Source organism: Hyphomicrobium sp., assembly GCF_019753045.1.
In the GTDB taxonomy this organism is placed as follows: Bacteria; Pseudomonadota; Alphaproteobacteria; order Rhizobiales; family Hyphomicrobiaceae; genus Hyphomicrobium_B.
This window is the reverse complement of sequence record NZ_JAIELN010000003.1, coordinates 68,779-90,255: the sequence shown is the minus strand read 5'-3', so window position 1 is coordinate 90,255 and position 21,477 is coordinate 68,779. Positions and strand designations below refer to the sequence as shown.

Sequence of the window (21,477 nt, the reverse complement as noted above, 5' to 3'; positions counted from 1 at the left end):
TCATCCGTGTTCGCAGTCTGAATACTTTACTATATCGCGACCAAGCTGCATCGGAAGTTGCAGCCTCAACCGCACGCAGAAACGAGTTCATGCACCTAACGGCCGGGGCACACCGTATGCCGCTGCCCGAGATCACGCCCCAGCCCGATGAGCATCCAGATCGATGATATTGTCACCCGGCGGATTGATGGGGCAGAAGTCCGTCACCTTGTTGCTGTCGCAAACGTATATCCACTTCGCGTCGAAGAGTTCGCCGTCCCGGATATAGCCGAGGATGGCTCCGTGCTTGGGACGCCAAAAAAGCGTCGGCGGCAACGCCGTTCCCAGTTTGACCCAATTGGGCTCGACGTATTCTCCGACAGGCTTCCAGTGAATCATTGTCTGTCCTCAACTTCCTCGGCGGACACCATAAAGCAAACTATGCGCTAACGGCCAACCAATTGAAACCGGGCGGATTGGACCATCTCGCCGGAGCCGTCGCCGTCCGACAGCTTGGGATTGCACAATGCACCTCGAAACCCCACATATAAGGCCATGTGGAACCATTCGAAGCCCGTCCAGCATCAAACGGCAATTGATGCAACGAAGCCCGAACGTGATCGCGAAGCTGCAAAATCGAGAGTTGCTGAAGCGAAGCTCCGTCGCCAACGCGAGGCCGAACAGGCCATCCAAGACCGCGAAGCCGAACGGCTCGCAATTCAGATCAAGACGCAACGTCTGCGTGCCGAACGTCTCGCGCGCGAAGCTCTCGAACCGCCGCCCGTCAAGAAAACGCGGATCGCCGCTAAGAGCATCGCCAAAAGCCCCGTGCAGCAGGCCAAGAGACCGACTTCGAAAGTCGTGAAGCCGAATTAGACCGCCGGAGTGCCCGTGCCGAAGTTTCTCGAATGCACTGACTTGGCCACCGGCGAAGCTGTCAACGTCAATTTCGACAACGTTGAAGTGTTCGAGAAGGCCAATCAATCGGGACGGTCCGGAACGAAAATCAGCTTCGTGGGCGGCCGCTATATCTTCGTCCAACAGACGACCGAGCAACTCACTGACAGCGTTAACGGCGCCAAATCCTGACGTTCTTGGCTGCCCCTCAACGGCTCGCATCGAGATGCGGGCCGTTTTGCTGTGCCCTCTGGCCCGCGCATAGCGGCCGGCTCGCCGCAGGCGAGTCCCTATGCGCCAACTAAAGCCTCCGACAGTTTCAAAAAACCCAATTGTACATGTTGAATTATTCGTTTTACGGGCCTCAAGTTTCAAGCTTAGCCTTTCCTTCATCCTCGTCTTCGGGGCAACGAAGGGGCTTTGAAACTTCGAACATGGGGACGTGGTCCGTCGATTTTTTCGATCGAAATCGGCTGGGCTGCGCGAGATGGGAAACGCCCGAGAAGGTAACGCAATGAAGCACGGCACGTGGACCAACTGGTACGGCAATCAAAGCTGCAACGCTTTCGTCGTCGACGCCCAGTCGGAGGATGACATCGTCGAAGCGGTAACGTTCGCAAAAAACAAAGGCTTGAAAGTCCGAGCGGCGGGGACCGGCCATTCCAACGTGCCTCTCATACCAAACTCAGGTGTTGTCATCTGCACCGATAAGTTGAAGGGAATTGCCGCGCACGACTTCGAGAATAATACCGCGACCATCTGGGGCGGCACGAAAATTCACGACATGGGCGACGCTCTCTGGGAGCTCGGTCTTGGCCTCAGCAATCAAGGCGATATCGATACGCAAAGCATCGTTGGAGCGATATCGACAGGCACTCACGGCACAGGCCTGAGTTTGAAAAACCTGTCGTCGATGGTGGACGCACTGCGCATCGTTGATGCCACGGGAGGCGTTCGCACCCTTGACGACAGCAATGAAAATCAGATGCGCGCGGCGCGCGTTTCCCTGGGTCTTCTAGGCATCGTCACGCAAGTCAAGATGAAGGTGACAAAAGCCTATCATCTCCACGAATGGGTCGGCCTAATGCCCTATGAGGCCGCCGCAGAAATCGAAGCCGAGATGATCAATAAATACCGTCATTTCGGCTACTTCTGGTGTACGTCCGCACCCTCGGTCAAGTGGCTGGGCGTGTCGGCAGAGGGCAATCCGGAACGCTTCGACGACTGCGCTTACGTCCGCATCTTCGATCCAAATCCGATCGATGTCGGCGAGCTTTCACGATACGAGATACGCCGGCGATACGACCGCAGCTACAGAATATATCCGGAGGTCTACACGCCCGACTTCCACGAGATGGAATACATGGTTCCTCTCGACGTCGGCGTGGAATGCTTCAGAGAAATAAAGACCACGCTTCGAGATCTGTTTGAGGTGGTGACGGTCCCCGGCGAGATGCGTTTCACGGCCGGCGACGACAATTATCTCTCGGAATATTACGGCGGGCCGCGCATCGCGATTTCCGCGTCGGGCAGAATGGGCAAGGAAGATCTCGACTTCTTCCGCGGCCTCGACAAGATCTTCGCGAAGTACGACGGGCGCTCACACTGGGGAAAGATCCACTTTCTGAACCGCGAGCGGCTGGAGCACATCTATCCGCGCCACGGAGACTTCGTATCCGTAAGGCGCGAGATGGATCCCGAGGGCATGTTCCTCAACAACTATCTTGAGCCGCTTTTCGGCTAGCGCTCCTGCCGTCGCATCACTCTCAAACGGCCGCCGAAACGGCCGGCCGCCTCGACATGTTTTCGCCTGCCAACTGGAACCGAGCCGACTGGAACCAAAATGAAAACAAAATCGGAATGGATCGACGCAGCTGCTCGCTTTCAAGCCGAAGCAAGATCGTTCGTCGACGGCCGCTTCGTGTCATCCCCGAATGCAGCAACGCTCGAGCACGTGAACCCAGCAACAGGTCTGCCGCAGTACGCACTCGCCCTCGCCGATGATGATCTTCTGAACCGTGCCGTCGACGTGGCGCGCCGGCGCTTCGACGATGGAGCCTGGTCGCGCTGCCATCCCAGCAAGCGACGGGAAGCCTTCTTGAAGCTCGCCGCGCTGATAGAAGAAAACAGCGAACCTCTGGCGCTTTGCGAAACACTGGATACCGGCAAGGCAATCCGGGATTCATTTCTGCGCGATGTTCCAGGTTCGGCCACGACATTGCGGTGGTACGCAGAAGCCGTTGACAAAATCTACGGCGAGACGGCTCCAGTCGGTCCCGGCGTTCTCGCCACGATCAATCTCCAGCCCGTTGGCGTTGTGGGCGCGGTCATCCCTTGGAATTTCCCGATTGAAACGGCCTTCTGGAAAGTCGCGCCGGCGCTCATCCTCGGTAACTCGGTCGTTCTGAAGCCCGACGAAAAATCATCCCGAAGCGCATTGCTTGCCGCGGCGTTGGCCGTTGAAGCAGGGATTCCTGAGGGCGTCTTCAACGTCGTCACGGGTGGCGCCGACTTGGGACGCGCCATGGGCCTGCACCCTGGCATCGATGCGCTTTCGTTTACGGGCTCGACGGAGGTCGGCAAGAAGTTTCTCGAATATTCCGCCCATTCCAATCTGAAAATGATCAGCCTCGAGTGCGGAGGCAAGAGCGCGAACGTCGTATTTGCCGATACCGCCGACCTGGATCGCGCCGCAAGTTCGGCGGCCGCCGGTATCTTCTTCCATCAAGGTCAGGTTTGCTCGGCGAATAGCCGGCTCTTGGTAGAGGACAAGATCGCGGACGAGTTTGTCGAAAAGCTTCGGAAAGAGGCGCTTGGCTATTCACCCGGCGCTCCACTCGACCCCGAGACGCCGGCAGGTACGATGATCGGAACGTCTCACCGCGACGCCGTTCTTGCCAAGATCGCGGGCGGCAAACGCGAAGGCGGCCGCGTATTCGGAGGCGTAACGAAAACCGTCGAAGGCTGCGATAACTTCATCGAGCCGACGATCGTCACCGGTCTCGCCGAGACTTCCGAACTCGCGCGCGAAGAAGTATTCGGCCCTGTCCTCTGCGTTCTTCCCTTCAACAGCGAAGAAGCAGCCATACGCATGGCGAACGATTCACCCTACGCCTTGGCAGCTTCCCTTTGGACCGGATCATTCAGCCGCGCTCACCGCGTTGCAGCTCGGCTTCAGGCCGGCACCGTCAGCGTCAACGCCGTCGATGCCCTCGATCCGGCATTGCCGTTCGGTGGCTTCAAGGGATCGGGCTTTGGCCGCGATCTCTCGCTCTATGCGCTGCGCAACTACGCCCAACCGAAGGCCGTTTGGTTCGACTTTCGAGACTGAGCAGAGGCCCGCAGGTGGACCGGCGGCGACGTCGCCTCAGGCCATCGTAACAAATCGACTGCTGAGATAGGGTTCCATCGCTTCCGGGCCGCCTTCGCTGCCGTAACCGGAATCCTTGACGCCCCCGAAGGACACTTCCGGAAAACTCAGCCCATTGTGATTGATCGTTAGCATTCCGGCCTCGATCCGGCTTGCGAGTTCGTGCGCCGTCGCAAGGGACTTGGTGTGAGCGTAGGAAGCAAGTCCATAAGGCAGCCGGTTGGCCTCTGTGATCGCGTCATCCAAATCCGAATAGGGATTGATGATCGCCAGCGGTCCAAACGGTTCCTCGTTCATGACGCGCGCGCTGATCGGCACGTGCGCCAGAACGGTCGGCTCGAAGAAATATCCCTTGTTGCCGATCCGGCGGCCTCCGGTCTGCAAGTCTGCGCCTTTTGAAACGGCATCGGCGACGAACTCTGCGAGCGCTGGAATGCGCCGCTCGTTCGCCAGCGGACCCATTTGGGTGCTGGCGTCGAAACCGTTACCGACTTTGATGGCTTGCGCCGCTTGGACGAAGCCTTTCAGAAAGCGTTCGAAGACGGTCTCATGAATGAGAAACCGCGTCGGCGCGATGCAGATCTGTCCGGCATTCCGGAACTTGATTTGCGCGAGCGTGGTGACCGCGTTCTTGATATCCGCGTCTTCCGTGACGATGACCGGAGCATGTCCGCCAAGCTCCATCGTCACCCGCTTCATATGCAGGCCTGCGAGGCTCGCGAGCTGCTTTCCAACGGACGTCGATCCCGTAAAAGAGATCTTCCGAATGACGGGATGGCTGATCAGGTAACGCGAAATCTCGGCCGGTTCGCCATAGACGAGATTGACGGCGCCGCGCGGCACGCCCGCGTCCACGAATGCGCGAACGACCTCGGCGACCGATGCCGGCGTTTCTTCCGGCCCCTTGACGATGACGGGGCAGCCCGCGGCGAGAGCAGCCGCTAGTTTCCGCACGATTGCGACGATCGGGAAGTTCCACGGCGAGAACGTCGCTACGGGACCGACCGGCTCCTTGATCAGCATTTGGCGCACATGTGGCCAACGCGAAGGAATGACCTTGCCATACGTACGCCGGGCTTCTTCGGCAAACCACTCGATGAAATCGGCCGAAGAGTTGACTTCGAGAAGCGCCTCGGCGAGCGGCTTTCCCTGCTCGCGCGTCAACAGCGGTGCGATCGTGGCCGCGCGCGCCCGCAGCGTTTCGCCGGCCTTGCGAATGATCTTCGACCGCTCCGGGAGCGGAATCGCAATCCACGCGAAGCCGCCGGTCTCCGTCGAGGCCAATGCCTCATCGAGATCCGCCAGCGTCGCGTGCGCGACGGAGCCGAATATCTCTTCCGTTGCAGGATCGATAACGCGGATCTTCCGGCCGTCGCTACTATCGCGCCACTCGCCATCGATCAGAAGCTTGGTATGGACAAATGCGTCCGGCAAATTGGCGGCCATGATGATCCCTTAACGTACGGCGGCAGGCGTTTTCGCTTCGCCGCCTGCAGAGTGCTTGGTTAGAAAACGTAGCATGTGCGTAGCGACACGATCGGGGGCTTCGAGCGTGATCGCATGCTTCAAGCCGTCGAGAATGACGAGTTCCGAATTCGGAAGTGCGTCAGCGATGAGGCGGTTCAGTCGTGGATTGCAACCACCGTCGAGCTCCCCGGTAATCACGAGAGCGGGCGCTGTGATCTCGTGGAGCCAAGGCCCCATCTCCGTCCCCGCATAAATGTCAAAGACGTTCATGAAGATTTCGGGAGGCGTATCGAGCACCTGCTGGGCGCGCCGGGCGATGACATCCGGGCGCGCGGCGCCGAATTCATCCGTGAACCAGCGCGCCGTCATGGTGTTGAGCACTGCGCTAATTCCCTGCTCACGCAGCATTACGCCGAGACCCTTCACCTTTGCGCTGTCGTCTTCCGTACGGAAGGCGGCGGTCGACAGAAGCCCAAGCGACTGAACCCGATCCGGAAAGCGGCGCGCGTAGGCTGGCCCGATCATTCCGCCGAGCGAATGCCCTGCGAAATGCGCACACTCGATACCGAGCTTGCTGCGAAGCGCCTCGAGATCATCGACAAGATCGTTCAATCCGAAGCGGCCCTCGGGTATCGGAGACTCGCCATGGCCGCGCAGGTCATATGAAATGCATAGAAAATGCTCTTTCAGATGATCGGCGATTTTCGCAAATCCGGTTCTGCGCGCGCCGATGCCATGGATGAGAAACAGGGCCTGACCTTCGCCCTCAATCGTGTAATCGCAGTCGATTGCCATCTTGCGCGCCTCAGCCGGATTTCGTTGGCTCGGACGCGCGATCGGAACAGAGCTCCCCCGCGACGGCCCAGTCGGTGGTATCCACCTCGGTGAAGAGCACATGCACGGCCTGGGGCTTAGCTCCGCAGATTTCGACCATGCTGTCCGTCAGGCGTTTTGCGATCCGGCGCTTCTGATCAATGGTGCGGCCGGGAAAGATTTCGACCGTAATAATCGGCATGGGAAGTCTCCTGGAATTTGTCGATGTTCTGCGTTGCGGCTCTCAACCGGACTTTGCGGGCGTCGCCGCAGGCGCGGGAGCACGCAGCGAGAAGAGCTCGCCGGAGACGCCATAATCGCCGGGGTCCATGTCTTGGAAAATCACCTGCACCGCTTGCGGCTTCAATCCGCAGACGTCGGTGACGGTGTCAGTGAACGCCTTTACCAGGCGCTGCTTCTGTTCGGGTGTCCGCCCTTTGAACATTTCAACTCGGATAATGGGCATGCGTAGTCTCCTGTCGTTATGACGTTCGAATTGCGTGCTACTTTTGCGCAGCGGAGGACGATTGCGAGGTCACTTGACCGGGCTCCCACTCGCTCCAATGCTGGGCGCTGTTGCCGATGGGAGCGATGCGGCCGCCATCCGCAGTATCGCAATAAAGACCGAAGTTACCGGCGGCCTGCTCGCGAAAGAACCGCCTCAGCATGCCTTCAATCATGCCGCCCTTGACGAGCTTCCACGGTTCGTCGGCCTCTCCGAATGCGGCGATCACCGTACCGTCGGCGAGCGTTCCGCACTGAACAGGCGACGTCGCTTCGACCGTAAAGATCATCGTCGTTTGAGGTTGCCCCTGCTCCTGAAAGACGGAATAGGGAAAGAGTGGAGTAGCCTCTATGCCAAGGCGCAGGAAGAGATCGCGAATGACGCTGCTATGGCGCTCGCCGGGACGCAGCGGCGCCAGCGGGATCTCCAATTCCGAAGACCCCGGACGCCTGCAGAGAACGATACGGCCGTCATTCGCCAGAAGACCGCCGACGAGCAGCGGCACTCCCAATTTTTCAAGCGATTGCTCTGCAAGCCCAAAGGCCACGTACCCGCCCCTGAAATAACCGAGCGGCTGCCCGGCACCGGCTTTGAAGCTGCGGACCCGGCTGATGAGAACGATGTGATCACCCGCTTCGACGCGCTGCTCCGAGGTGCAGCACAACGTAGCCAGACTTTGTTCAAGCACGGGAGGATCGCCCGCGCTGAGATTACCCAGAGCTTCGATTTTGGCAGGCCCGCGCGACGCGAAAGCGCTCGCGAGATCGCGCTGCCAATCACCGAGGATGTTGATGCTGTAGGTATCCGCGCGCGTGAACGTATCCAAGCTCGAAGCCGTTTTCGCGATGCAGACGAGCACGAGCGGCGGATCGAGCGAAACGGAAGTAAATGAATTTGCGGTAAAGGCGCGGAGTTCGCCCTGCGCGTCGCGCGTCGCGACGACGGTGATCCCGGTCATGAAGCAGCCAAGCAGATCGCGAAACTGCCGGCGATCGCAAATCTCGGCATCTACCCAATCCGCGCGATGAACCACGCCATCCTGTAGAGGCTGCTGCATGCTTCCCGTCATTGCACCGCCATCCGCCGCATGAAGCGATCCGATATCATCGCAAGCATCGCGATGCTTAAACCCGCGAGCAGCCCCATCCCCGAATCTGCCTTGCTGAGCGCGATGTAGACGTCCTGGCCAAGACCGCGTGAGCCGACGAGCGCGGCGACCGCCAGCATCGCGAGAGCCGCCATGATCGTCTGGTTGAGCCCGAGGATGATATCGCTCCTCGCGGCCGGAAATTTCACGAGGAAGAGCATTTGCAGCGGGGTGCAGCCGGCAAGGCGGCCCGCATCGATCTGCGTCGCCGGCACGTGCCGCAATCCCTGTTCCGTGTATCGCGCCATCGGCACGATCGCGTAGGCGACGATCGCGAGATAACTCGAGAAATCGCCGACCTGGAAAAAAAAGATCAGCGGAATGAGGATGACGAACGGCGGTATGGTTTGCAGGAAATCGTTCACCGGCCGCATCGTGCGAGACACCGGCTCGTATTCGGCTGCGAGCACGCCAAGCAGACCGCCGAGGACGATCGCTGTGATGATCGACGCTGCCATCAGATAAGCTGAGAACATCGTCGACGGCCAAAACCCGCTGACCGCTATCGCCAACAATCCGCCGGCGGTTATCGCAGCGAGACGAATGCCGCCGAGCCACCAGCCGACCAGCGTCAGCCCCGCTATCAGCGGTAGCCACGGCATTCCGGAGAAGCCCGTATAAAGCAGAAGCCCCGTGAACAGCACACCGAGAGCGACGCCGACCTGCTGACGGAAAACCAAAACCAACGCCGAACCGCAGAAGACCGCGACGTAGATGGCCATCAGCGCAGGGCTCATTTCGAAACCCCAAATCGCAGGCGTCAGCGTCCGCATCAATCCGATGCGCAGCGGCAGGAGAAAGTAGGTTGTGATGACGCTTTTCAGAGTTGCCGTGACTGTCGAAAGATAGACGCTCACGGACATCAGGGTGTCATTGAGAAGGGGAGCCATATAGGGGCGCATCGAGAGCTGTGCGAGCGACGGCAACAGCGGCGCGATGGCGACCCAGACGACGGCACCGGCGAGTAACGTCAATCCCCAGAAGCTCGTCGCAGATAGTTTGCCACGCGGCTGCCGCTCGCGCACGAATGCCGCCTCGCTGACCCGATCGAGCAGAATTGCGAGCAGCGTAACGACCAGTCCCGCGATAATGCCGTTGCCGAATTCAGCGCGGCGAGCCGCCCGCAGAACCTCCCAGCCGATGTCCTCGAAACCGCCGATGACGGCGGCAAAGATCACCATGCTGAGCGTCGCCATGATGGTTTGATTGAGGCCCATAAGAATCTGGCGCGTCGCCGCCCCAAGGCGCACCAGCGCAAACATCTGAAGCCTGCTGCAGCCCGCAATCTCGGCGGCTTCGATCGTCTCGCGCGGCGTCTGATCCAGCCCCACCTTCACGTTGCGGGTCATCGGAGGAAGCGCGAAGAGAACGCTCGCGACAAGCCCGGCCACCGGCCCGAAGCCGAAGAGCACGATCAATGGCGTGAGATAGGCGAACGCCGGAACGGTCTGCATGACATCGAGCACGGCGTCGACCGCTGCCGCCACGTATCTGTTCGAATGCGCGAGAATGCCGAGAGCCGCTCCGAAAATGCAGGCAAGCGGCAATCCCAGAGACACCAGCGTGAGCGTGGCGATGCTTTCCTTCCAGTACCCGGCAAATACGATGTAGAGGCAGGTCGCAGCCGTGAGCGCAGCGAGCCCCGGTCCGGCAATCCGGAGTGCGCCGAGCGTCAGAACGACGACCATCACGCTCCACGGTATATCGAGGAGCACCGACTGCAACGTCTTCAGCTGCCAATTGAGCGCGTCACCGACGATGCGAAACAGTTCGCGAAACTCGGTGCTGAATCCGGTAATGGCGGCGTTGGTCCAATTCGAGACCGGCAAGCTGAACGATGCAGGAACCTGTCCGAGCCAGGAGAGCTCGCGTCCGAACATCACCGCAAGAACTGCGAGCGCGAGCGCCGCGAAGCACCCGAGCGCCGTCGCAGACTGGCGATTTGGAAACGCCTCAAGCATGACCGCTGTTCGTTCGCCCCAGGAAGGACTTTATGAGGTTGTGATCGATTATGCCGGTGATGGTCCCGTCGGCCTTGCGCACGGCGACCCGCTGCGCACCGCCCAAGAAGCATTTGAGGGTCGACTCGATCGACTCTTCTGCATTGACCACCGGATCGCCTTGCGAGGTGAACGCCTCTTTCACCGGCACCGCAATTTGACCCGCCTTGACGACGCGGAGCGCCGGCACGTCGGCGACAAAACTGCGGACATAGTCGTCCGCAGGGTTCAGAAGAAAATCGAGTACCGAGCCGATCTGAACGATTTTGCCATCCTTCATGATGGCAATGCGGTCGCCAAGCCTCGCAGCCTCGAGGAAGTCGTGCGTAACGAAGATGATCGTCTTGTGAAGCTTAGCCTGCAGCCGAAGGAACTCGTCCTGCATCTGCTTGCGAATGAGCGGATCGAGTGCGCTGAAGGGCTCGTCCAGAAACCACAGATCGGGATCGGTGATCAGCGACCGCGCGATACCGACGCGCTGCTGTTGACCGCCTGATAGTAGATGCGGAAAGCAGTCCTCACGTCCCGCCAGCCCGACGAGTTCGAGCATGCTGCGCGCCTTCGCCAGCCGGTCGGCAAGGGCCAAGCCTTGAACGCGCAATGGAAACGCTACGTTATTGATAGCCGTCAGATGGCCCATCAAGCCGAAGTTCTGAAAGACCATGCCGATTTTTCGGCGACGGATTTCAGTCAGGTCGGCCGGCTTCGCCTGCAGAAGATCAAGTCCTTCGAAGCGGACTTCTCCCGCCTCGGGCTCGATCAGACGCGACAGACAGCGCACCATCGTCGACTTTCCGGAACCGGAGAGCCCCATGACCATGAGGATCTCGCCGTTCCGAACATCGAGGCTGACGCCGGCGACCGAGGGATTGGCCCCCTCGGCGATGAGGCGCGCAATCTTCTCGTCGCGCGAAGACCCTTCCGCGAGGATCGCGCGAACCCGCCGCGCGTCGCCGCCATAGACTTTCCAAAGATCGCGGCAGGAAAGAATTGGCCCCGTTTTCGCCGGCCGGTTTTCTTGCGGCGCAGGAACACTGCTCTGCGCCGCTTTCAAGTCAGTGAATCGTCCGCGGGCAGAATCCACGCCTGCGGAACCTTCGGCCAAGGCGAACATCGGTCCTCCGGCAACGGGAATGGTGGCCGATAAGGCTGCTTTCCATGTTGCAATTAACTTCATTGCTAACCCTCGAAGCCGGATGACGCCGTTGCCGCCCGACACTACTTCTCCGCGTCGGCGACCCAACCCTTCCAGGTTTTTTCGTTTGCCGCTAGCCAATCGGTCGTGACGGCGTCGAGGGAGGCGCCGCCTTCATCGATCTTGGTTATCATCTCGATCTGCTCGTCGTTCGTGATATGCAGAGACGAAATGAGCTTCACCGCGGCAGGCCACTTCTCGGCCATTCCGACCCAGGCGACCTTTCTCACGTCCCCACGAACGAAGTCGCAGTCGTAGGTCGCATTCGGATTGAGGCCGATCTCAGGTTTGTCGAAGCATCCATCCTGATAGGGCGGCAACTCGACTTGGCGAAGATCGTATTTGCCGTAGACCCAGTGGGGCTTGTACCACATCACGAGCAGCGGCGTTTTCTTGGCGAATGCCGATTTGATCTCGGCGACGATCGCGCCTTCGCTACCGGCCGGAATTGCAACGAAGGGCAGGTCGAGTGCTTTTATTCTGTCCTTGTTCGTCGTACCCCAATCGGCGGGATAATCGAGAAACCGGCCGTCCGGCGCTGTATCAGGGGTCGCAAAGACCGCCGAGCAATTCTTGAGTGCCTTCCAATCAGGCAAGCCCGGGCACGTCTCTTCCATATAAGCGGGATAGAACCAGGTCTCGACGGGCTTGATGCCAAGGCCGCCCACATCGACGACATTCTTCGTTGCGATCGCCTTGTCGTAGGCATCGCCGATATTCGTCGTCCAGATCTCGAGCGCCGCGGTGACGCTGCCATCTTGCAACGCCGTCATTTGCGGGAAATAGCCGGCCACGACATACTCGACGTTGTAGCCCATGTTTTTCAGGATCTTCCCCGCGATGTGCGTGGTGATCGTCTGGCCGGTCCATTCGTTGATTGTAAGTTTAATGGGATCGGCCGACTCTGGCTTCCAATCGCCGGCAGAGGCGGCCGCCGCGAACCCGGACGCCGCAGTCACTATCGCAAGGGCACGCGTGAACTTCCTGATCATGTCCGCTCCATTTGGGCTTGACGTTGAAGGGTCGTACAGTTCCGGGCAAGAACCGCTTTTGCACTGTCCGCAAGAACGCGGCTAGAATCTAGAAGGAGTTCGCGCTCGGCTGAAAAATCCCAATCGTTTTGCAGGGATTGGAATGGCTCGGCGAGAGTGGCGGGCATGAGCAGCACAGCGCCGCCATCCACCGAATGAAACTCGATCACCCGAATTCTTTCGTCCGCAGCCGACGGCATTGCCGGTACCGCGCGGCGACGAGAGCACGCACGGATGACGACGAGTTTGCGTTGAGGCGCTGCGGTTGCCAATGCGTTACCTTATGGAGCTAGACCTACGGGTAGAGTTTTATTCGTTGCGACATGAGTGATTTATCCGATGTGTGCCGATGAGACGGTCGCATCCAGTCGTGCTGGTTTCGCCGACTTGAAGTGAGGCATGATTTCCGTCGCGAAGCGTTCCATCATGTCGAGCATCTCCGCTTGCGGCAGACCAAAGCCTGAGCTCATGATGACTTCGTCGATGCCTGCTTCGGCGTACTTCGACAAATTTTCAAGCATGCGCGATTTCGTACAGATCAGGAGATTGTCCATCATCTCCTCGAACTGCTGCTTGCGAGGCAACGGTTCGACCATGCCGTCGCGGAGGACACCCGGCCCGGTGAAGAGGTTGTCGAAACGCTTATAATAATCGTAGACGGAGTGCCCGATACGTTGGGCTTCAGCGTCATCGCGAGCCAGATAAATGACTCGCTGCAGCGACAGCTTCGGCGCACGCACACTCGCCGGCGCTTCGCTCCTGCCCTTCCTGAAGGCATTGACCTGATCGAGAAGCACGTCGAACGACGAGTTGAGCGGCGTCGTCTGGATATCGTACCCGCGCTTGGCGTAGTTATAAATCGCATCGGGCGTTATCGTAGCGATCATGATCGGGACCGGCCGCTCCGGGCGCGGCATCACGGTTATCCCGTCGAACTTGTAGTAATCCCCGTCCCAAGAGACGTTTTCGCGCGTCAGCAACGCCTCGAGAACCGATAGCGACTCAGTGAACCTTTGCGGTGTCTCCGCGAGAGGCACACCAAGGCCGGCGAGCTCCGCCGCGAACGCGCCACGTCCAACGCCCAGTACCAAGCGGTTATCGCAAAGAATGTCCGCCTGAACGACCTCACCGGCAAACACGCGCATGTCGCGGATCGGCAGAACCGAGATCGAAATGACGACGTCGACGTTTCGCGTCAACGTCGCGATTTTGGTCGCCATCTGGAGTGGCGACGGGATGATCAGAAGGTTGATGAGGTGGTGCTCGGGGATCGAAACCGCATCGAAGCCAAGGGCATCGGCATGGACGGCTTGCTCAATCACTTCCCGATACAGGCGATCGCCGCCGTAGTCTTTTCGGGGAAGGAAAGTCGTGAGGAAGTAGTTGAAGCGCATCCACTTATCCAACCCTGCAAGCGATCATGCAACGAACGTTATGAAGGCTTGAAAGATCGATAAAGCGATTTTATTGATATAAATCATTCGGCTTTGTCGAACTGTCGATATCGCAGTGCAACACCCAATCGTGGGCAACGGCTGCTGCCTCAAGGATCGCGGGAATGCAGATCGAAGCCCTCGAGACGTTCGTAAAGATCGCCGAAGCTGGGAATTTCTTTCGCGCATCGGAAGTGCTTTGCGTCACGCCATCGACCGTCAGCGCCCGCATCCAAATGCTCGAAGACAGTCTCGGCCAACGCCTATTTCGCCGTTCGCGCACGAGCGTGACCCTGACCCAGGCAGGAAGCGTGTTCCTGCCCTATGCCCAGTCCGTCGTGCGCAACTGGCACAAGGCGCGTCGCGAAATAGCTCTGCCAAAAGGCTTCAACGGCATTCTGACGATCGCCGCATCGCCCGTTATTTGGGGGGATTTGATGGCCTCCTACCTCGCGTCCTTTCAACGTCAGGAGCCGACCGTCGCGATCAACGCAATCGTCGCCGATCCGGCGACAACAGCCGCCAAGCTGAATGCCGGCGAAGTCGACGTCGCAATTTTCCATGAACCGGCGCTGAAAGCCGGCTGGTCGGCCACTAGGCTGCTGACGGATGAACTCGTGCTCGCTGCCACGATCCGGCGAGAACTCGTGCGATGGGACCCGAAATACGTATACATCGATTGGGGGCGCAAATTCAGCGATGAGGTTTTTCGTGCCTACCCCGTCGACGACACGCCGATCGTAACTTTCAGCGATGGCGGTGCGGCACTAGAATATATTTTGCGTGTTGGCGGTTCAGCCTATTTGCCTCGCCGTTGGATCAACGCTTTGCCGGGGCGGCTCCATCCTGTTCCTCGCGCGCCCGTGTTCGACGTCGGCATCTACGCCGTCTTCGACGCTGCCCTGCTCGAAGCCGGAGACCGGCGGACTTTCGTCGACAATTTCATCTCAGCCATCAACCGTCCGGAACCAATCGAGTTGGGAACAATTTCGTCTTCGGCAGCGCGGGCGCGTGCGGGCTTCGACCAGAAGGCCGGCACGCTCACTTGACAGCGGCGTCCGCCTGCCGAAATTGCAACGGCCCGGCGGAGAGTTATCCCCCGACGTGATAATATTTTTCGGACGCGGCATGAGCGTACATATTCTCGACATATGAAAATGCCCAAAGCACTCGCTTCAGCGCATCACCGTCTGGCGCTGTTAAACGACATAGAGGATCGCCTTCCATGAAAATTCTTACCAAGCAAATTCTGATCGCCGTTGCCGCTGCGGCAATTCCGTTCTCGGCGCACGCAGCCGACGCGGATAGCGGCATCGAATTGGCGTTTCTGCCGAGCGCAATGGATGTCACCTTGCTCAACGAAGGCGGCAAGTTCGTCACCGTCGACATGAAGAAACTTGCGAAAGGCGACAAGTGCCGTCTGGAAAAGGATGCGGTCATCATGAAGGTCGGTCCGGGTACCGCTCCGGAGACGACTCGCGTCCGGTTCGCTGCGCCGAACCTCAGTCACGGTGGTTGCCCGTTCATGACTGAGTTCGAACTTCCGAACGCGGACTACACCGCCGCTCGCGCCGCCTTCACAGCCAAGAAAGACGAAGCCTCCAAAAAGGTCGACGATCTGAAGAAACAGCTCGGAGACAAGTGGAACGAGCTGACCACCCAGAAAAAAGAGTAGGGCACACGGAGCGAAAGGCCTGTCGGCTATTTGGCCTTTCGCTTCCTTCTCACCGAGCCGTGCCGTGCCGTAGAAGAGAAATCAAATAGATCCCTAAAACAAGCGGCACGCCCAGTGCCAAAACCATCTTGATATCCTCAAGCATGGCAGCTACCCCTCCAACGTAACCCCGATCGCTTCTATCACATGCTCGCGCGAAACATCGAAGCGTCTCGCGGGACAAGATAATTTATCCGCTCCCTCGCGTTTTCTCGGCACCTGACGTCGCGCATATCATCAGCTAACGGATCGCACGTCACAAGTTTCCCCGAACGAAACGGCCGGGAAGACGTCGGCCGGCCGCGAAACACGCCTTCAGCTGGCCCCGATCAGCAGCCCCGTAGCCACATACATTGATTGAACCAGAATTCGCCCAAGAGTCGTCTGCAGCAATCAACCGAAAGGGCCGGAAAGGCGAACCCTCCCGGCCCCGAAATTCAGTTGTCGATACGCCGACTACAGGCAGCCATGCGACGCTACGCAGGCGGTGTACGACTGGCCGCCAGCGGTCGATTGCGCGGCACACATTTGTTGTATGCTGTCGCAAACGCTGCCCGCGGCCCATCCCGGTCCAGGCTCAGGTCCCGGACCACCCGGACGGTCGGGCCAACCGAATTTTTGAGCCTGCTGAACCATCGTTTGAGCAGCCGGCGCGGTTGGAATTTTTGGCGCGGCGATTACAGCCGTCGCGATCACGCTGCTGCTGAATGCAAGAAACCCGAACACGATTTTTTTCATTGCGCCTCTCCTTTGCTTGGAAGCAAAGAGACTCTAACGGCACTTCAAAACGAGGATCAAAAACTGATCCTCGAGCTGAACATTAGGTTCACCGGCGCTCACCTTTGGGCCGCTGTCCATGACGCACGCAATAAATCAACGAAAAACCAATTGTATTTCGATTGCCGAAGAGGTGCTCGATCGTTCGCATCAAAAAGCAACTGGAGCAGGTCTTTGTCTTGCACGCGATATCGCAAAAACATCAGCTGGCGGCATCAAAAAAGGCCGGGAGGAAAAGCTCCCGGCCTCGAAATTGAATTTTCCGGACTGCCGTTAGCAGCCGTGACGCCACATGCAACGCCGGAATCCGGGGCCGCCCCAACCCCAACGATCGGCACACAGATGGCGAACGCCGTAGCAGCCGCCGTATCCATAGCCATAGCCCCATCCTGGAGCACCATAGAAACGCGGGCCACGGTGCCAACGGTGCCAGCGGTAGTAGTCGGCTTTTTGGACCATGGATTGAGCGCCCGGCGCCCTCGTCGTGAAAGCTGGCTCCGCCAACGCCGACGTCGCGATCAAGGTGCTGCTTACTGCAATAAATCCGAACACGACTTTTCTCATTGGGTGTCTCCATTGCTTAGAAACAAGGAAACCTCTAATGGGAAAATTCGCAGAATATGTGCGCTTACGAGAATGTATTTAAGCTGAACATCCGTTCACGGACCCGCCGCATTCCCCAACACTGGAGGCGTCGTGAAGCGCCGATAGGAAGCTGATTTTTTGGCGTGCATATCGCGTCAAGGATGCGGTTGCGTCGCTGTAGAGGGATGACCCGCATCTGAGTGAGCCGCGGGCGCGACCCTGGGATTCATCTGACCATAATAGTAACTTGCCGCCGCCAACGCGAACGCCACCAAGAGCAGCACGACAAGAACGTTCAACGTGTTGTCGGTTTTGCGAACAACTTCATCCAACCCTCGGCCTTCGCTCCACAAAGCCATGACCCGATCTCCTCGGTTAATGCTGGCTACGCGCCGGTCTGCCAAGCGCGACCGACGCAGCTGGGATTGCCGAAACAATGCCCGCGTCATCGGTAAGGATGCGGCCATACATCAGCACCGAGAAAAGCACGACACCCAGAACCAACAAGGCAAGGACGCCGACGAGGATCACGCGTCGCGCTTCGCGCCGCGCGATGGCTTCGTCTGCGACATCTATAAAATCGCGGTTTTGGTCTAACGCCATGGCGTTATCCTCCAAGGTTCCTCGGGAGAATAACGGCGCCGATTGAACGAGGTTCCTCGGCGGCACCCATATGATCCGCATAAAGAAAAAGAGAGCGGACATTTAAGCCGCTCTCTTCTTTGAGCTTATCGCTCATGGACAAAACCATTTGGGGACGGCGCGGTTCTGTCAGCTGCCGATCAAACCTCGGGGTAGAGATTGCCATGTAGATTCATGGGCAACAACTACTCAGCACATACGCTGCTGTCGGCATCCAACAAGCAATCTGATTTGGGTACGGATGGTCAAGCCCAACCTGCGCGATACCTTGGTGCTGCGCTGCTGTGGCCACAGCCGATGCAGTCGGACAGCCACTCAGCGCGCGAAAACGCGCATGCGGGAACCACCGGTCATCAAACGCGTTTTTGGCTCTGGAGCGAGGCGCCAGCCCCGCTCGTTAGGGTGCCGGCTCGGTGCGGCCGAGCCGGCATTCCGTTGGCTAAGGAACGACATGCAGAATACCTGTTACAGCTCCGACGAGTTGAAAAAGCTCGCGCACATCATCAATGAAATTCTCACCGAGGCGCGAAACCACCGCCCTGAACTTTCGACGGATGACGTCGTTCAGCGTCTCTGCGCCATTGCCGATCGAGGCGAGCGCGACATATCGAAATTTCGCGCCGCTATGATGAACCAAGCAGCTTGATAAGGTCCGCCACGAATACCTCGCAGGCGTGGCGGTTCGTTGGGACCGCCCACCAAGGATCTGATCCGCTGTATTCCGCGGCTACGGACTTATCCAGCGCGCGAGGAACCCTTGTATCCCTGACGCGTTGCCCAACGAACGTGCGCCAGAATGTGCGACCGGGAGCAGGCGATGACCTACGAAAGCATGGCGGTAAGCAATAACCAGCCAGCCGAACTTTTCGAGGCGCGGTCCCGCATTGCGCGTCTCGAAGCCAAACTCGAGCAGGCCGACTATCTTATCGCCGAAGCGCTCGAGTCTGCGGTTGATTACGAAGATATGATCCGCAAATTGCAGATGGCCCAGCAAACGCTCAAAGAGGCGTTGAGCCAGCAAAGTAATCTGATGCGGGCGTAGAAACCTGCAACGATCCGGTGTGTACGATGCGATATTGGTACGGCAGCTTGGCGCAGTAGCGAACACCGGCCTTGTCCGCATCCTCCCACGACTCGAAGGCGCCATCGAGCAATCCAGTCCCTCCGCCGAAGCATCCCTCCTCGTCGCCGTTGCATGACTGACACCACACGACCACGCGAAATCTTTCCATTATGTCACCCCGTAAAATGCTGCGCGCGAGCATGTTGAACTCCATGCCGCGCCTGCTTTTCTTCTGATTTTGCTTCTGAATTTGGGATGAACGTCATCGTGAGATTGGTTACGCGCCGATCACGAAACAGGCTCGCAAGCGGGCCGTTACGAACATGCTCAGTGCGTGGATAAGTGCCGCACCTTCTCGGGCAATTCGGTCGCACCAACTTGAATCTAGGCAACGGGAGCTTTATGTCGCCGAGCTCGTTACGAGGTCGCAACTTCTTTGAGTTTCAGTATGTCGAAGCATGCAGGAAAAATCCGGTTCGACGAGGTCAACGATCAAGGCTCCGACGGATACCATGTATTCATAACTCTGCTCTGCGTCGTAGCAGCAACGACGCTCGCAGGAATCATCAGCCTCGCCCTCGAAATGCTCGGTTGAAGCGTTGTCGAACTGAGCATTGTTGCGCGAAAGTTTTATCCCGCCACTTGCGACTGTTGCCAGATGAGGGACAATTGCGTCCCAGCATGATTTCGCTACCTTTGGCTGGCCGCTAGGCTAGTCTATGAGCAGTCAAATCTCTTAACGCAGCTCGCTGGTTAAAACGAAATGGCCCGCCTATCGAAAAAAAATAAGATTCTGGCGGGGATCGCGGGCCGCATCGTAGCCGGATTGATCAACGCAGTTAAAAAGACTTCGCGACCCGTCTACCAGCCCTCCACTTTTTTCGACGATCTGCGCGCTGAAGTGCCCTTCATCATGGCGATGTGGCACGGGCAATTCATGATGCTTGCCGACCTCAACACGCGCGAATACGCCGTAGCAGCTATGGTCTCGCGTCACGGCGACGGTGAGATCGTGGCGCATTTCTTGAGCAAGTTCGGGATCTCGGCAATTCGCGGCGCCGGTGCTGGTGACCGAAAGAGGGATCGCGGCGGCGCGTACGCGCTGCGAGCGGCAGTGCGGGCACTCGAAGAGGGGACGATCGTCGCGATGACGGCTGACGTTCCCCCATCCCGGCCGCGCCATGCTGGTAATGGCATCGTTACTTTGGCCCGCCTCTCAGGACGGCCGATCATTCCCGTCGCCGCCGCCACCTCGAGATTTATCGTGCTGAATTCCTGGAGCCGGATGACAATCAATCTCCCGTTCTCCAAACTCGCCCTCGTCGCCGGCGATCCGATTTTCGTCGCACCTGATGCCGATGAAAACGAAATCGAACGCAAGCGGCGCGAAGTTGAGAAGTCTCTCAACGCGGTGACGAGCAGGGCGTATGAAATCGCTCAGGCGGCCGAGCCGACGATGGATGTGGAGCCATCAGGTAGGACTTCGAGTCGTAACGGCTGAACCGGCACCGCGAAGTCACTCCGCTGCCACGCTTCGGCCCATGTCCTCTTCGCGTCGGCGCAACCTTTCCTCTTCGGCCGCCATGTAATTGCGGATACGCGGAACGGCATCAATCGTCTTCGCAAGCTGTATCTGAAAGACCACAAGGCCGCCGTACCGGAAGCCGGCTTCCGCCGCCGCCAGATAGTATTCCCACATCCTGCAGAAACGTTCGTCGAGCACGGCGGCGGCTTCTGCGCGTCTCGCCATGAACCGGCTTCGCCAGGCGGCCAGCGTATCGGCGTAGTGAAGCCGGAGGATCTCGATATCGGTGACGATGAGACCCGATCTTTCGATGGACGGAAGAACCTCGGCAAGCGACGGGAGGTAGCTGCCGGGGAAGATATACTTCGCGAACCACGGGTTGATCGCGCCGCGGCCGTCGATCCGTCCTATCGAATGCAGTAGAGCCACGCCATTATCATTGAGGCTCCGCCTGACGGTATCGAAGTAAATGTCGTAGTCCTTGGGACCGACATGCTCGAACATGCCGACGGAGACGATCCGGTCGAATGACTCGTGAAGCTCCCGGTAATCTTCCAATCGGAAGTGAACCCTGGAGCTGAGGCCTCGCTCCCTGCCCCGCCGTTCCGCAACTTTCAGCTGCTCGGGCGATAGCGTCAAACCGGTGACGTCCGCGCCGTCGATGTCGGCAAGATAAAGCGCCAACCCACCCCACCCGCTGCCGATATCGAGTATCTTGGCTCCTCCAGGCGGAATGAGAAGCTTTGCTGCTATGTGCCGCTTCTTGGCGAGTTGGGCGGCATCCAAGCTCTGCCCCGGAGCCTCGAAATAAGCACACGAATATTGCCGGTCGGAGTCGAGAAACAATTCATAGATTCGATCGTCGATGTCGTAATGGTAATGGACGTTGGCGCGCGCCAATTTTTCGGAGTTTCGCCGAGTCCACCGCCCGAACGTCGTGCGCAAGACATTGCGGACGTGTCCGAACTGCGGCGGCGTCAGGCTGTGAAGGTTGCGCCCCAAGAGGTCGAGCAAATCGTAAACGGAGCCGCCCGAGACTTCCAATCGGCCATCGGTGAAAAGCTCGCCGAGCGCCATCTCTGGATGAAGGAAAAGTTTCAAAGCCGCTTTTGAATCCGTCAAGCGCACATTGAGAGGCAGGCCCGTACCGTCACCGGCCGAGACGCGGTCGCCTCCGGGAAATTCCAACGTCAACGAGCCCTGACGGACGCATTGGCGCACAAGCGATTGCAACGCACGTTTCATCGGCCGGGCCGCTAGTTTGCGCACAAACGACAAAAACAACGACCGGAAAGACCCTTTGGTTCCTCGCGAAAGGCTCTCCGGCATTAGGA

26 protein-coding genes are annotated in these 21,477 nt (G+C 58.7%); 11 read left to right on the top strand and 15 right to left on the bottom strand.

The annotated features are described in order from the left end of the window. Positions 1 to 132: 132 nt before the first annotated feature. A complete protein-coding gene (locus tag K2Q04_RS03570; protein ID WP_291159338.1) occupies positions 133 to 378 on the bottom strand; it encodes a hypothetical protein in 246 nt (81 codons plus the stop codon). A gap of 156 nt (positions 379 to 534) precedes the next feature. Here K2Q04_RS03570 and K2Q04_RS03565 point away from each other — a divergent pair, with 156 nt between their 5' ends. The 4 genes from K2Q04_RS03565 (at position 535) to K2Q04_RS03550 (ending at position 4,207) form a co-directional block, all read left to right on the top strand. After that, complete coding sequence (locus tag K2Q04_RS03565) at positions 535 to 855, top strand: hypothetical protein (RefSeq protein ID WP_291159336.1); 321 nt, start codon at positions 535 to 537, stop codon at positions 853 to 855. A 15-nt stretch (positions 856 to 870) separates the two neighbouring features. Continuing rightward, positions 871 to 1,068, top strand: coding sequence for a hypothetical protein (locus tag K2Q04_RS03560; protein ID WP_291159334.1), 198 nt, complete (start codon positions 871 to 873; stop codon positions 1,066 to 1,068). A 322-nt stretch (positions 1,069 to 1,390) separates the two neighbouring features. Beyond that, a complete protein-coding gene (locus tag K2Q04_RS03555; protein WP_291159332.1) occupies positions 1,391 to 2,620 on the top strand; it encodes a D-arabinono-1,4-lactone oxidase in 1,230 nt (409 codons plus the stop codon). Between the two features lie 99 nt (positions 2,621 to 2,719). After that, positions 2,720 to 4,207 (top strand): aldehyde dehydrogenase family protein, encoded by a 1,488-nt coding sequence (locus tag K2Q04_RS03550; protein ID WP_291159329.1) that lies wholly within the window; start codon positions 2,720 to 2,722, stop codon positions 4,205 to 4,207. Positions 4,208 to 4,243: 36 nt separating this feature from the next. Here the strand turns inward: K2Q04_RS03550 and K2Q04_RS03545 are convergent, their stop codons facing one another. From K2Q04_RS03545 to K2Q04_RS03505, 9 genes are all read right to left on the bottom strand, one after another. After that, on the bottom strand, positions 4,244 to 5,692 hold the full coding sequence (locus K2Q04_RS03545) for an NAD-dependent succinate-semialdehyde dehydrogenase (protein WP_291159326.1): 1,449 nt from the start codon (positions 5,690 to 5,692) through the stop codon (positions 4,244 to 4,246). Positions 5,693 to 5,701: 9 nt separating this feature from the next. Further along, on the bottom strand, positions 5,702 to 6,508 hold the full coding sequence (locus tag K2Q04_RS03540) for an alpha/beta hydrolase (protein WP_291159323.1): 807 nt from the start codon (positions 6,506 to 6,508) through the stop codon (positions 5,702 to 5,704). A 10-nt stretch (positions 6,509 to 6,518) separates the two neighbouring features. Then, positions 6,519 to 6,728, bottom strand: coding sequence for a 4-oxalocrotonate tautomerase family protein (locus K2Q04_RS03535; protein ID WP_291159320.1), 210 nt, complete (start codon positions 6,726 to 6,728; stop codon positions 6,519 to 6,521). Between the two features lie 42 nt (positions 6,729 to 6,770). Then, a complete protein-coding gene (locus K2Q04_RS03530; RefSeq protein ID WP_291159751.1) occupies positions 6,771 to 7,043 on the bottom strand; it encodes a 4-oxalocrotonate tautomerase family protein in 273 nt (90 codons plus the stop codon). After that, positions 7,030 to 8,100, bottom strand: coding sequence for a flavin reductase family protein (locus tag K2Q04_RS03525; RefSeq protein WP_291159317.1), 1,071 nt, complete (start codon positions 8,098 to 8,100; stop codon positions 7,030 to 7,032). The genes K2Q04_RS03530 and K2Q04_RS03525 overlap by 14 nt, the downstream gene beginning before the upstream one ends. Further along, positions 8,097 to 10,139, bottom strand: coding sequence for a proline/glycine betaine ABC transporter permease (locus K2Q04_RS03520; protein WP_291159311.1), 2,043 nt, complete (start codon positions 10,137 to 10,139; stop codon positions 8,097 to 8,099). Before K2Q04_RS03520 ends, K2Q04_RS03525 begins: the two co-directional genes overlap by 4 nt. Further along, positions 10,132 to 11,355, bottom strand: a complete 1,224-nt coding sequence (locus K2Q04_RS03515; protein ID WP_291159308.1) for an ATP-binding cassette domain-containing protein — start codon at positions 11,353 to 11,355, stop codon at positions 10,132 to 10,134. Before K2Q04_RS03515 ends, K2Q04_RS03520 begins: the two co-directional genes overlap by 8 nt. 41 nt (positions 11,356 to 11,396) lie before the next feature. Further along, on the bottom strand, positions 11,397 to 12,365 hold the full coding sequence (locus K2Q04_RS03510; protein ID WP_291159305.1) for an ABC transporter substrate-binding protein: 969 nt from the start codon (positions 12,363 to 12,365) through the stop codon (positions 11,397 to 11,399). 371 nt (positions 12,366 to 12,736) lie between these two features. Continuing rightward, on the bottom strand, positions 12,737 to 13,798 hold the full coding sequence (locus tag K2Q04_RS03505; RefSeq protein ID WP_291159303.1) for an LLM class flavin-dependent oxidoreductase: 1,062 nt from the start codon (positions 13,796 to 13,798) through the stop codon (positions 12,737 to 12,739). Positions 13,799 to 13,962: 164 nt separating this feature from the next. Between K2Q04_RS03505 and K2Q04_RS03500 the strand changes: the two genes are divergently transcribed. After that, the gene (locus K2Q04_RS03500) at positions 13,963 to 14,886 is read left to right on the top strand and encodes a LysR family transcriptional regulator (protein WP_291159299.1); all 924 of its coding nucleotides are present in this window, start codon (positions 13,963 to 13,965) and stop codon (positions 14,884 to 14,886) included. A gap of 176 nt (positions 14,887 to 15,062) precedes the next feature. After that, the gene (locus K2Q04_RS03495) at positions 15,063 to 15,512 is read left to right on the top strand and encodes a hypothetical protein (RefSeq protein WP_291159295.1); all 450 of its coding nucleotides are present in this window, start codon (positions 15,063 to 15,065) and stop codon (positions 15,510 to 15,512) included. A 495-nt stretch (positions 15,513 to 16,007) separates the two neighbouring features. Here K2Q04_RS03495 and K2Q04_RS03490 read toward each other — a convergent pair whose 3' ends face one another. Next, on the bottom strand, positions 16,008 to 16,289 hold the full coding sequence (locus K2Q04_RS03490) for a hypothetical protein (protein WP_291159290.1): 282 nt from the start codon (positions 16,287 to 16,289) through the stop codon (positions 16,008 to 16,010). A gap of 118 nt (positions 16,290 to 16,407) precedes the next feature. Between K2Q04_RS03490 and K2Q04_RS03485 the strand changes: the two genes are divergently transcribed. Beyond that, positions 16,408 to 16,605 carry a hypothetical protein gene (locus tag K2Q04_RS03485; protein ID WP_291159287.1) on the top strand — a complete coding sequence of 66 codons (198 nt, stop codon included), beginning with the start codon at positions 16,408 to 16,410 and terminating at the stop codon, positions 16,603 to 16,605. On the opposite strand, the gene K2Q04_RS03480 is transcribed toward K2Q04_RS03485, so the two are convergent. The 3 genes from K2Q04_RS03480 to K2Q04_RS03470 all read right to left on the bottom strand — a co-directional run bounded on the left by K2Q04_RS03480 (position 16,602) and on the right by K2Q04_RS03470 (position 17,516). Beyond that, entirely contained in the window at positions 16,602 to 16,892 is a 291-nt protein-coding gene (locus K2Q04_RS03480) for a hypothetical protein (protein WP_291159284.1), read from the bottom strand. The two genes, K2Q04_RS03485 and K2Q04_RS03480, sit on opposite strands and share 4 nt — an antisense overlap. A gap of 176 nt (positions 16,893 to 17,068) precedes the next feature. Further along, entirely contained in the window at positions 17,069 to 17,272 is a 204-nt protein-coding gene (locus K2Q04_RS03475) for a histone deacetylase (RefSeq protein ID WP_291159282.1), read from the bottom strand. A 16-nt stretch (positions 17,273 to 17,288) separates the two neighbouring features. Continuing rightward, a complete protein-coding gene (locus K2Q04_RS03470) occupies positions 17,289 to 17,516 on the bottom strand; it encodes a hypothetical protein (RefSeq protein WP_291159279.1) in 228 nt (75 codons plus the stop codon). A gap of 490 nt (positions 17,517 to 18,006) precedes the next feature. On the opposite strand from K2Q04_RS03470, the gene K2Q04_RS03465 reads away from it, so the two are divergent. The 4 genes from K2Q04_RS03465 (at position 18,007) to K2Q04_RS03450 (ending at position 20,119) form a co-directional block, all read left to right on the top strand. Next, positions 18,007 to 18,201, top strand: a complete 195-nt coding sequence (locus tag K2Q04_RS03465; protein ID WP_291159276.1) for a hypothetical protein — start codon at positions 18,007 to 18,009, stop codon at positions 18,199 to 18,201. A 171-nt stretch (positions 18,202 to 18,372) separates the two neighbouring features. Beyond that, a complete protein-coding gene (locus K2Q04_RS03460; protein ID WP_291159274.1) occupies positions 18,373 to 18,597 on the top strand; it encodes a hypothetical protein in 225 nt (74 codons plus the stop codon). Positions 18,598 to 19,066: 469 nt separating this feature from the next. Further along, entirely contained in the window at positions 19,067 to 19,213 is a 147-nt protein-coding gene (locus K2Q04_RS03455) for a hypothetical protein (RefSeq protein WP_291159267.1), read from the top strand. Between the two features lie 168 nt (positions 19,214 to 19,381). After that, positions 19,382 to 20,119: a lysophospholipid acyltransferase family protein gene (locus K2Q04_RS03450; RefSeq protein ID WP_291159264.1), complete on the top strand. Its 738-nt coding sequence runs from the start codon at positions 19,382 to 19,384 to the stop codon at positions 20,117 to 20,119. Between the two features lie 15 nt (positions 20,120 to 20,134). On the opposite strand, the gene K2Q04_RS03445 is transcribed toward K2Q04_RS03450, so the two are convergent. Beyond that, positions 20,135 to 21,388: a cyclopropane-fatty-acyl-phospholipid synthase family protein gene (locus tag K2Q04_RS03445; RefSeq protein ID WP_291159261.1), complete on the bottom strand. Its 1,254-nt coding sequence runs from the start codon at positions 21,386 to 21,388 to the stop codon at positions 20,135 to 20,137. Between the last annotated feature and the right edge of the window lie 89 nt (positions 21,389 to 21,477).

Excerpts from the sequence above, each read along its gene's own strand:
- K2Q04_RS03495 (WP_291159295.1), top strand. The coding sequence starts at position 15,063 with ATGAAAATTCTTACCAAGCAAATTCTGATCGCCGTTGCCGCTGCGGCA.
- K2Q04_RS03525 (WP_291159317.1), bottom strand. The coding sequence starts at position 8,100 with ATGACGGGAAGCATGCAGCAGCCTCTACAGGATGGCGTGGTTCATCGC.
- K2Q04_RS03555 (WP_291159332.1), top strand. The coding sequence starts at position 1,391 with ATGAAGCACGGCACGTGGACCAACTGGTACGGCAATCAAAGCTGCAAC.
- K2Q04_RS03505 (WP_291159303.1), bottom strand. The coding sequence starts at position 13,798 with ATGCGCTTCAACTACTTCCTCACGACTTTCCTTCCCCGAAAAGACTAC.
- K2Q04_RS03550 (WP_291159329.1), top strand. The coding sequence starts at position 2,720 with ATGAAAACAAAATCGGAATGGATCGACGCAGCTGCTCGCTTTCAAGCC.
- K2Q04_RS03465 (WP_291159276.1), top strand. The coding sequence starts at position 18,007 with ATGCAGAATACCTGTTACAGCTCCGACGAGTTGAAAAAGCTCGCGCAC.
- K2Q04_RS03475 (WP_291159282.1), bottom strand. The coding sequence starts at position 17,272 with ATGGCTTTGTGGAGCGAAGGCCGAGGGTTGGATGAAGTTGTTCGCAAA.
- K2Q04_RS03470 (WP_291159279.1), bottom strand. The coding sequence starts at position 17,516 with ATGGCGTTAGACCAAAACCGCGATTTTATAGATGTCGCAGACGAAGCC.
- K2Q04_RS03485 (WP_291159287.1), top strand. The coding sequence starts at position 16,408 with ATGACGCACGCAATAAATCAACGAAAAACCAATTGTATTTCGATTGCC.
- K2Q04_RS03500 (WP_291159299.1), top strand. The coding sequence starts at position 13,963 with ATGCAGATCGAAGCCCTCGAGACGTTCGTAAAGATCGCCGAAGCTGGG.
- K2Q04_RS03515 (WP_291159308.1), bottom strand. The coding sequence starts at position 11,355 with ATGAAGTTAATTGCAACATGGAAAGCAGCCTTATCGGCCACCATTCCC.
- K2Q04_RS03480 (WP_291159284.1), bottom strand. The coding sequence starts at position 16,892 with ATGAGAAAAGTCGTGTTCGGATTTATTGCAGTAAGCAGCACCTTGATC.
- K2Q04_RS03540 (WP_291159323.1), bottom strand. The coding sequence starts at position 6,508 with ATGGCAATCGACTGCGATTACACGATTGAGGGCGAAGGTCAGGCCCTG.
- K2Q04_RS03460 (WP_291159274.1), top strand. The coding sequence starts at position 18,373 with ATGACCTACGAAAGCATGGCGGTAAGCAATAACCAGCCAGCCGAACTT.
- K2Q04_RS03565 (WP_291159336.1), top strand. The coding sequence starts at position 535 with ATGTGGAACCATTCGAAGCCCGTCCAGCATCAAACGGCAATTGATGCA.
- K2Q04_RS03445 (WP_291159261.1), bottom strand. The coding sequence starts at position 21,388 with ATGAAACGTGCGTTGCAATCGCTTGTGCGCCAATGCGTCCGTCAGGGC.
- K2Q04_RS03535 (WP_291159320.1), bottom strand. The coding sequence starts at position 6,728 with ATGCCGATTATTACGGTCGAAATCTTTCCCGGCCGCACCATTGATCAG.
- K2Q04_RS03490 (WP_291159290.1), bottom strand. The coding sequence starts at position 16,289 with ATGAAAAAAATCGTGTTCGGGTTTCTTGCATTCAGCAGCAGCGTGATC.
- K2Q04_RS03520 (WP_291159311.1), bottom strand. The coding sequence starts at position 10,139 with ATGCTTGAGGCGTTTCCAAATCGCCAGTCTGCGACGGCGCTCGGGTGC.
- K2Q04_RS03570 (WP_291159338.1), bottom strand. The coding sequence starts at position 378 with ATGATTCACTGGAAGCCTGTCGGAGAATACGTCGAGCCCAATTGGGTC.
- K2Q04_RS03455 (WP_291159267.1), top strand. The coding sequence starts at position 19,067 with ATGTCGAAGCATGCAGGAAAAATCCGGTTCGACGAGGTCAACGATCAA.
- K2Q04_RS03450 (WP_291159264.1), top strand. The coding sequence starts at position 19,382 with ATGGCCCGCCTATCGAAAAAAAATAAGATTCTGGCGGGGATCGCGGGC.
- K2Q04_RS03510 (WP_291159305.1), bottom strand. The coding sequence starts at position 12,365 with ATGATCAGGAAGTTCACGCGTGCCCTTGCGATAGTGACTGCGGCGTCC.
- K2Q04_RS03545 (WP_291159326.1), bottom strand. The coding sequence starts at position 5,692 with ATGGCCGCCAATTTGCCGGACGCATTTGTCCATACCAAGCTTCTGATC.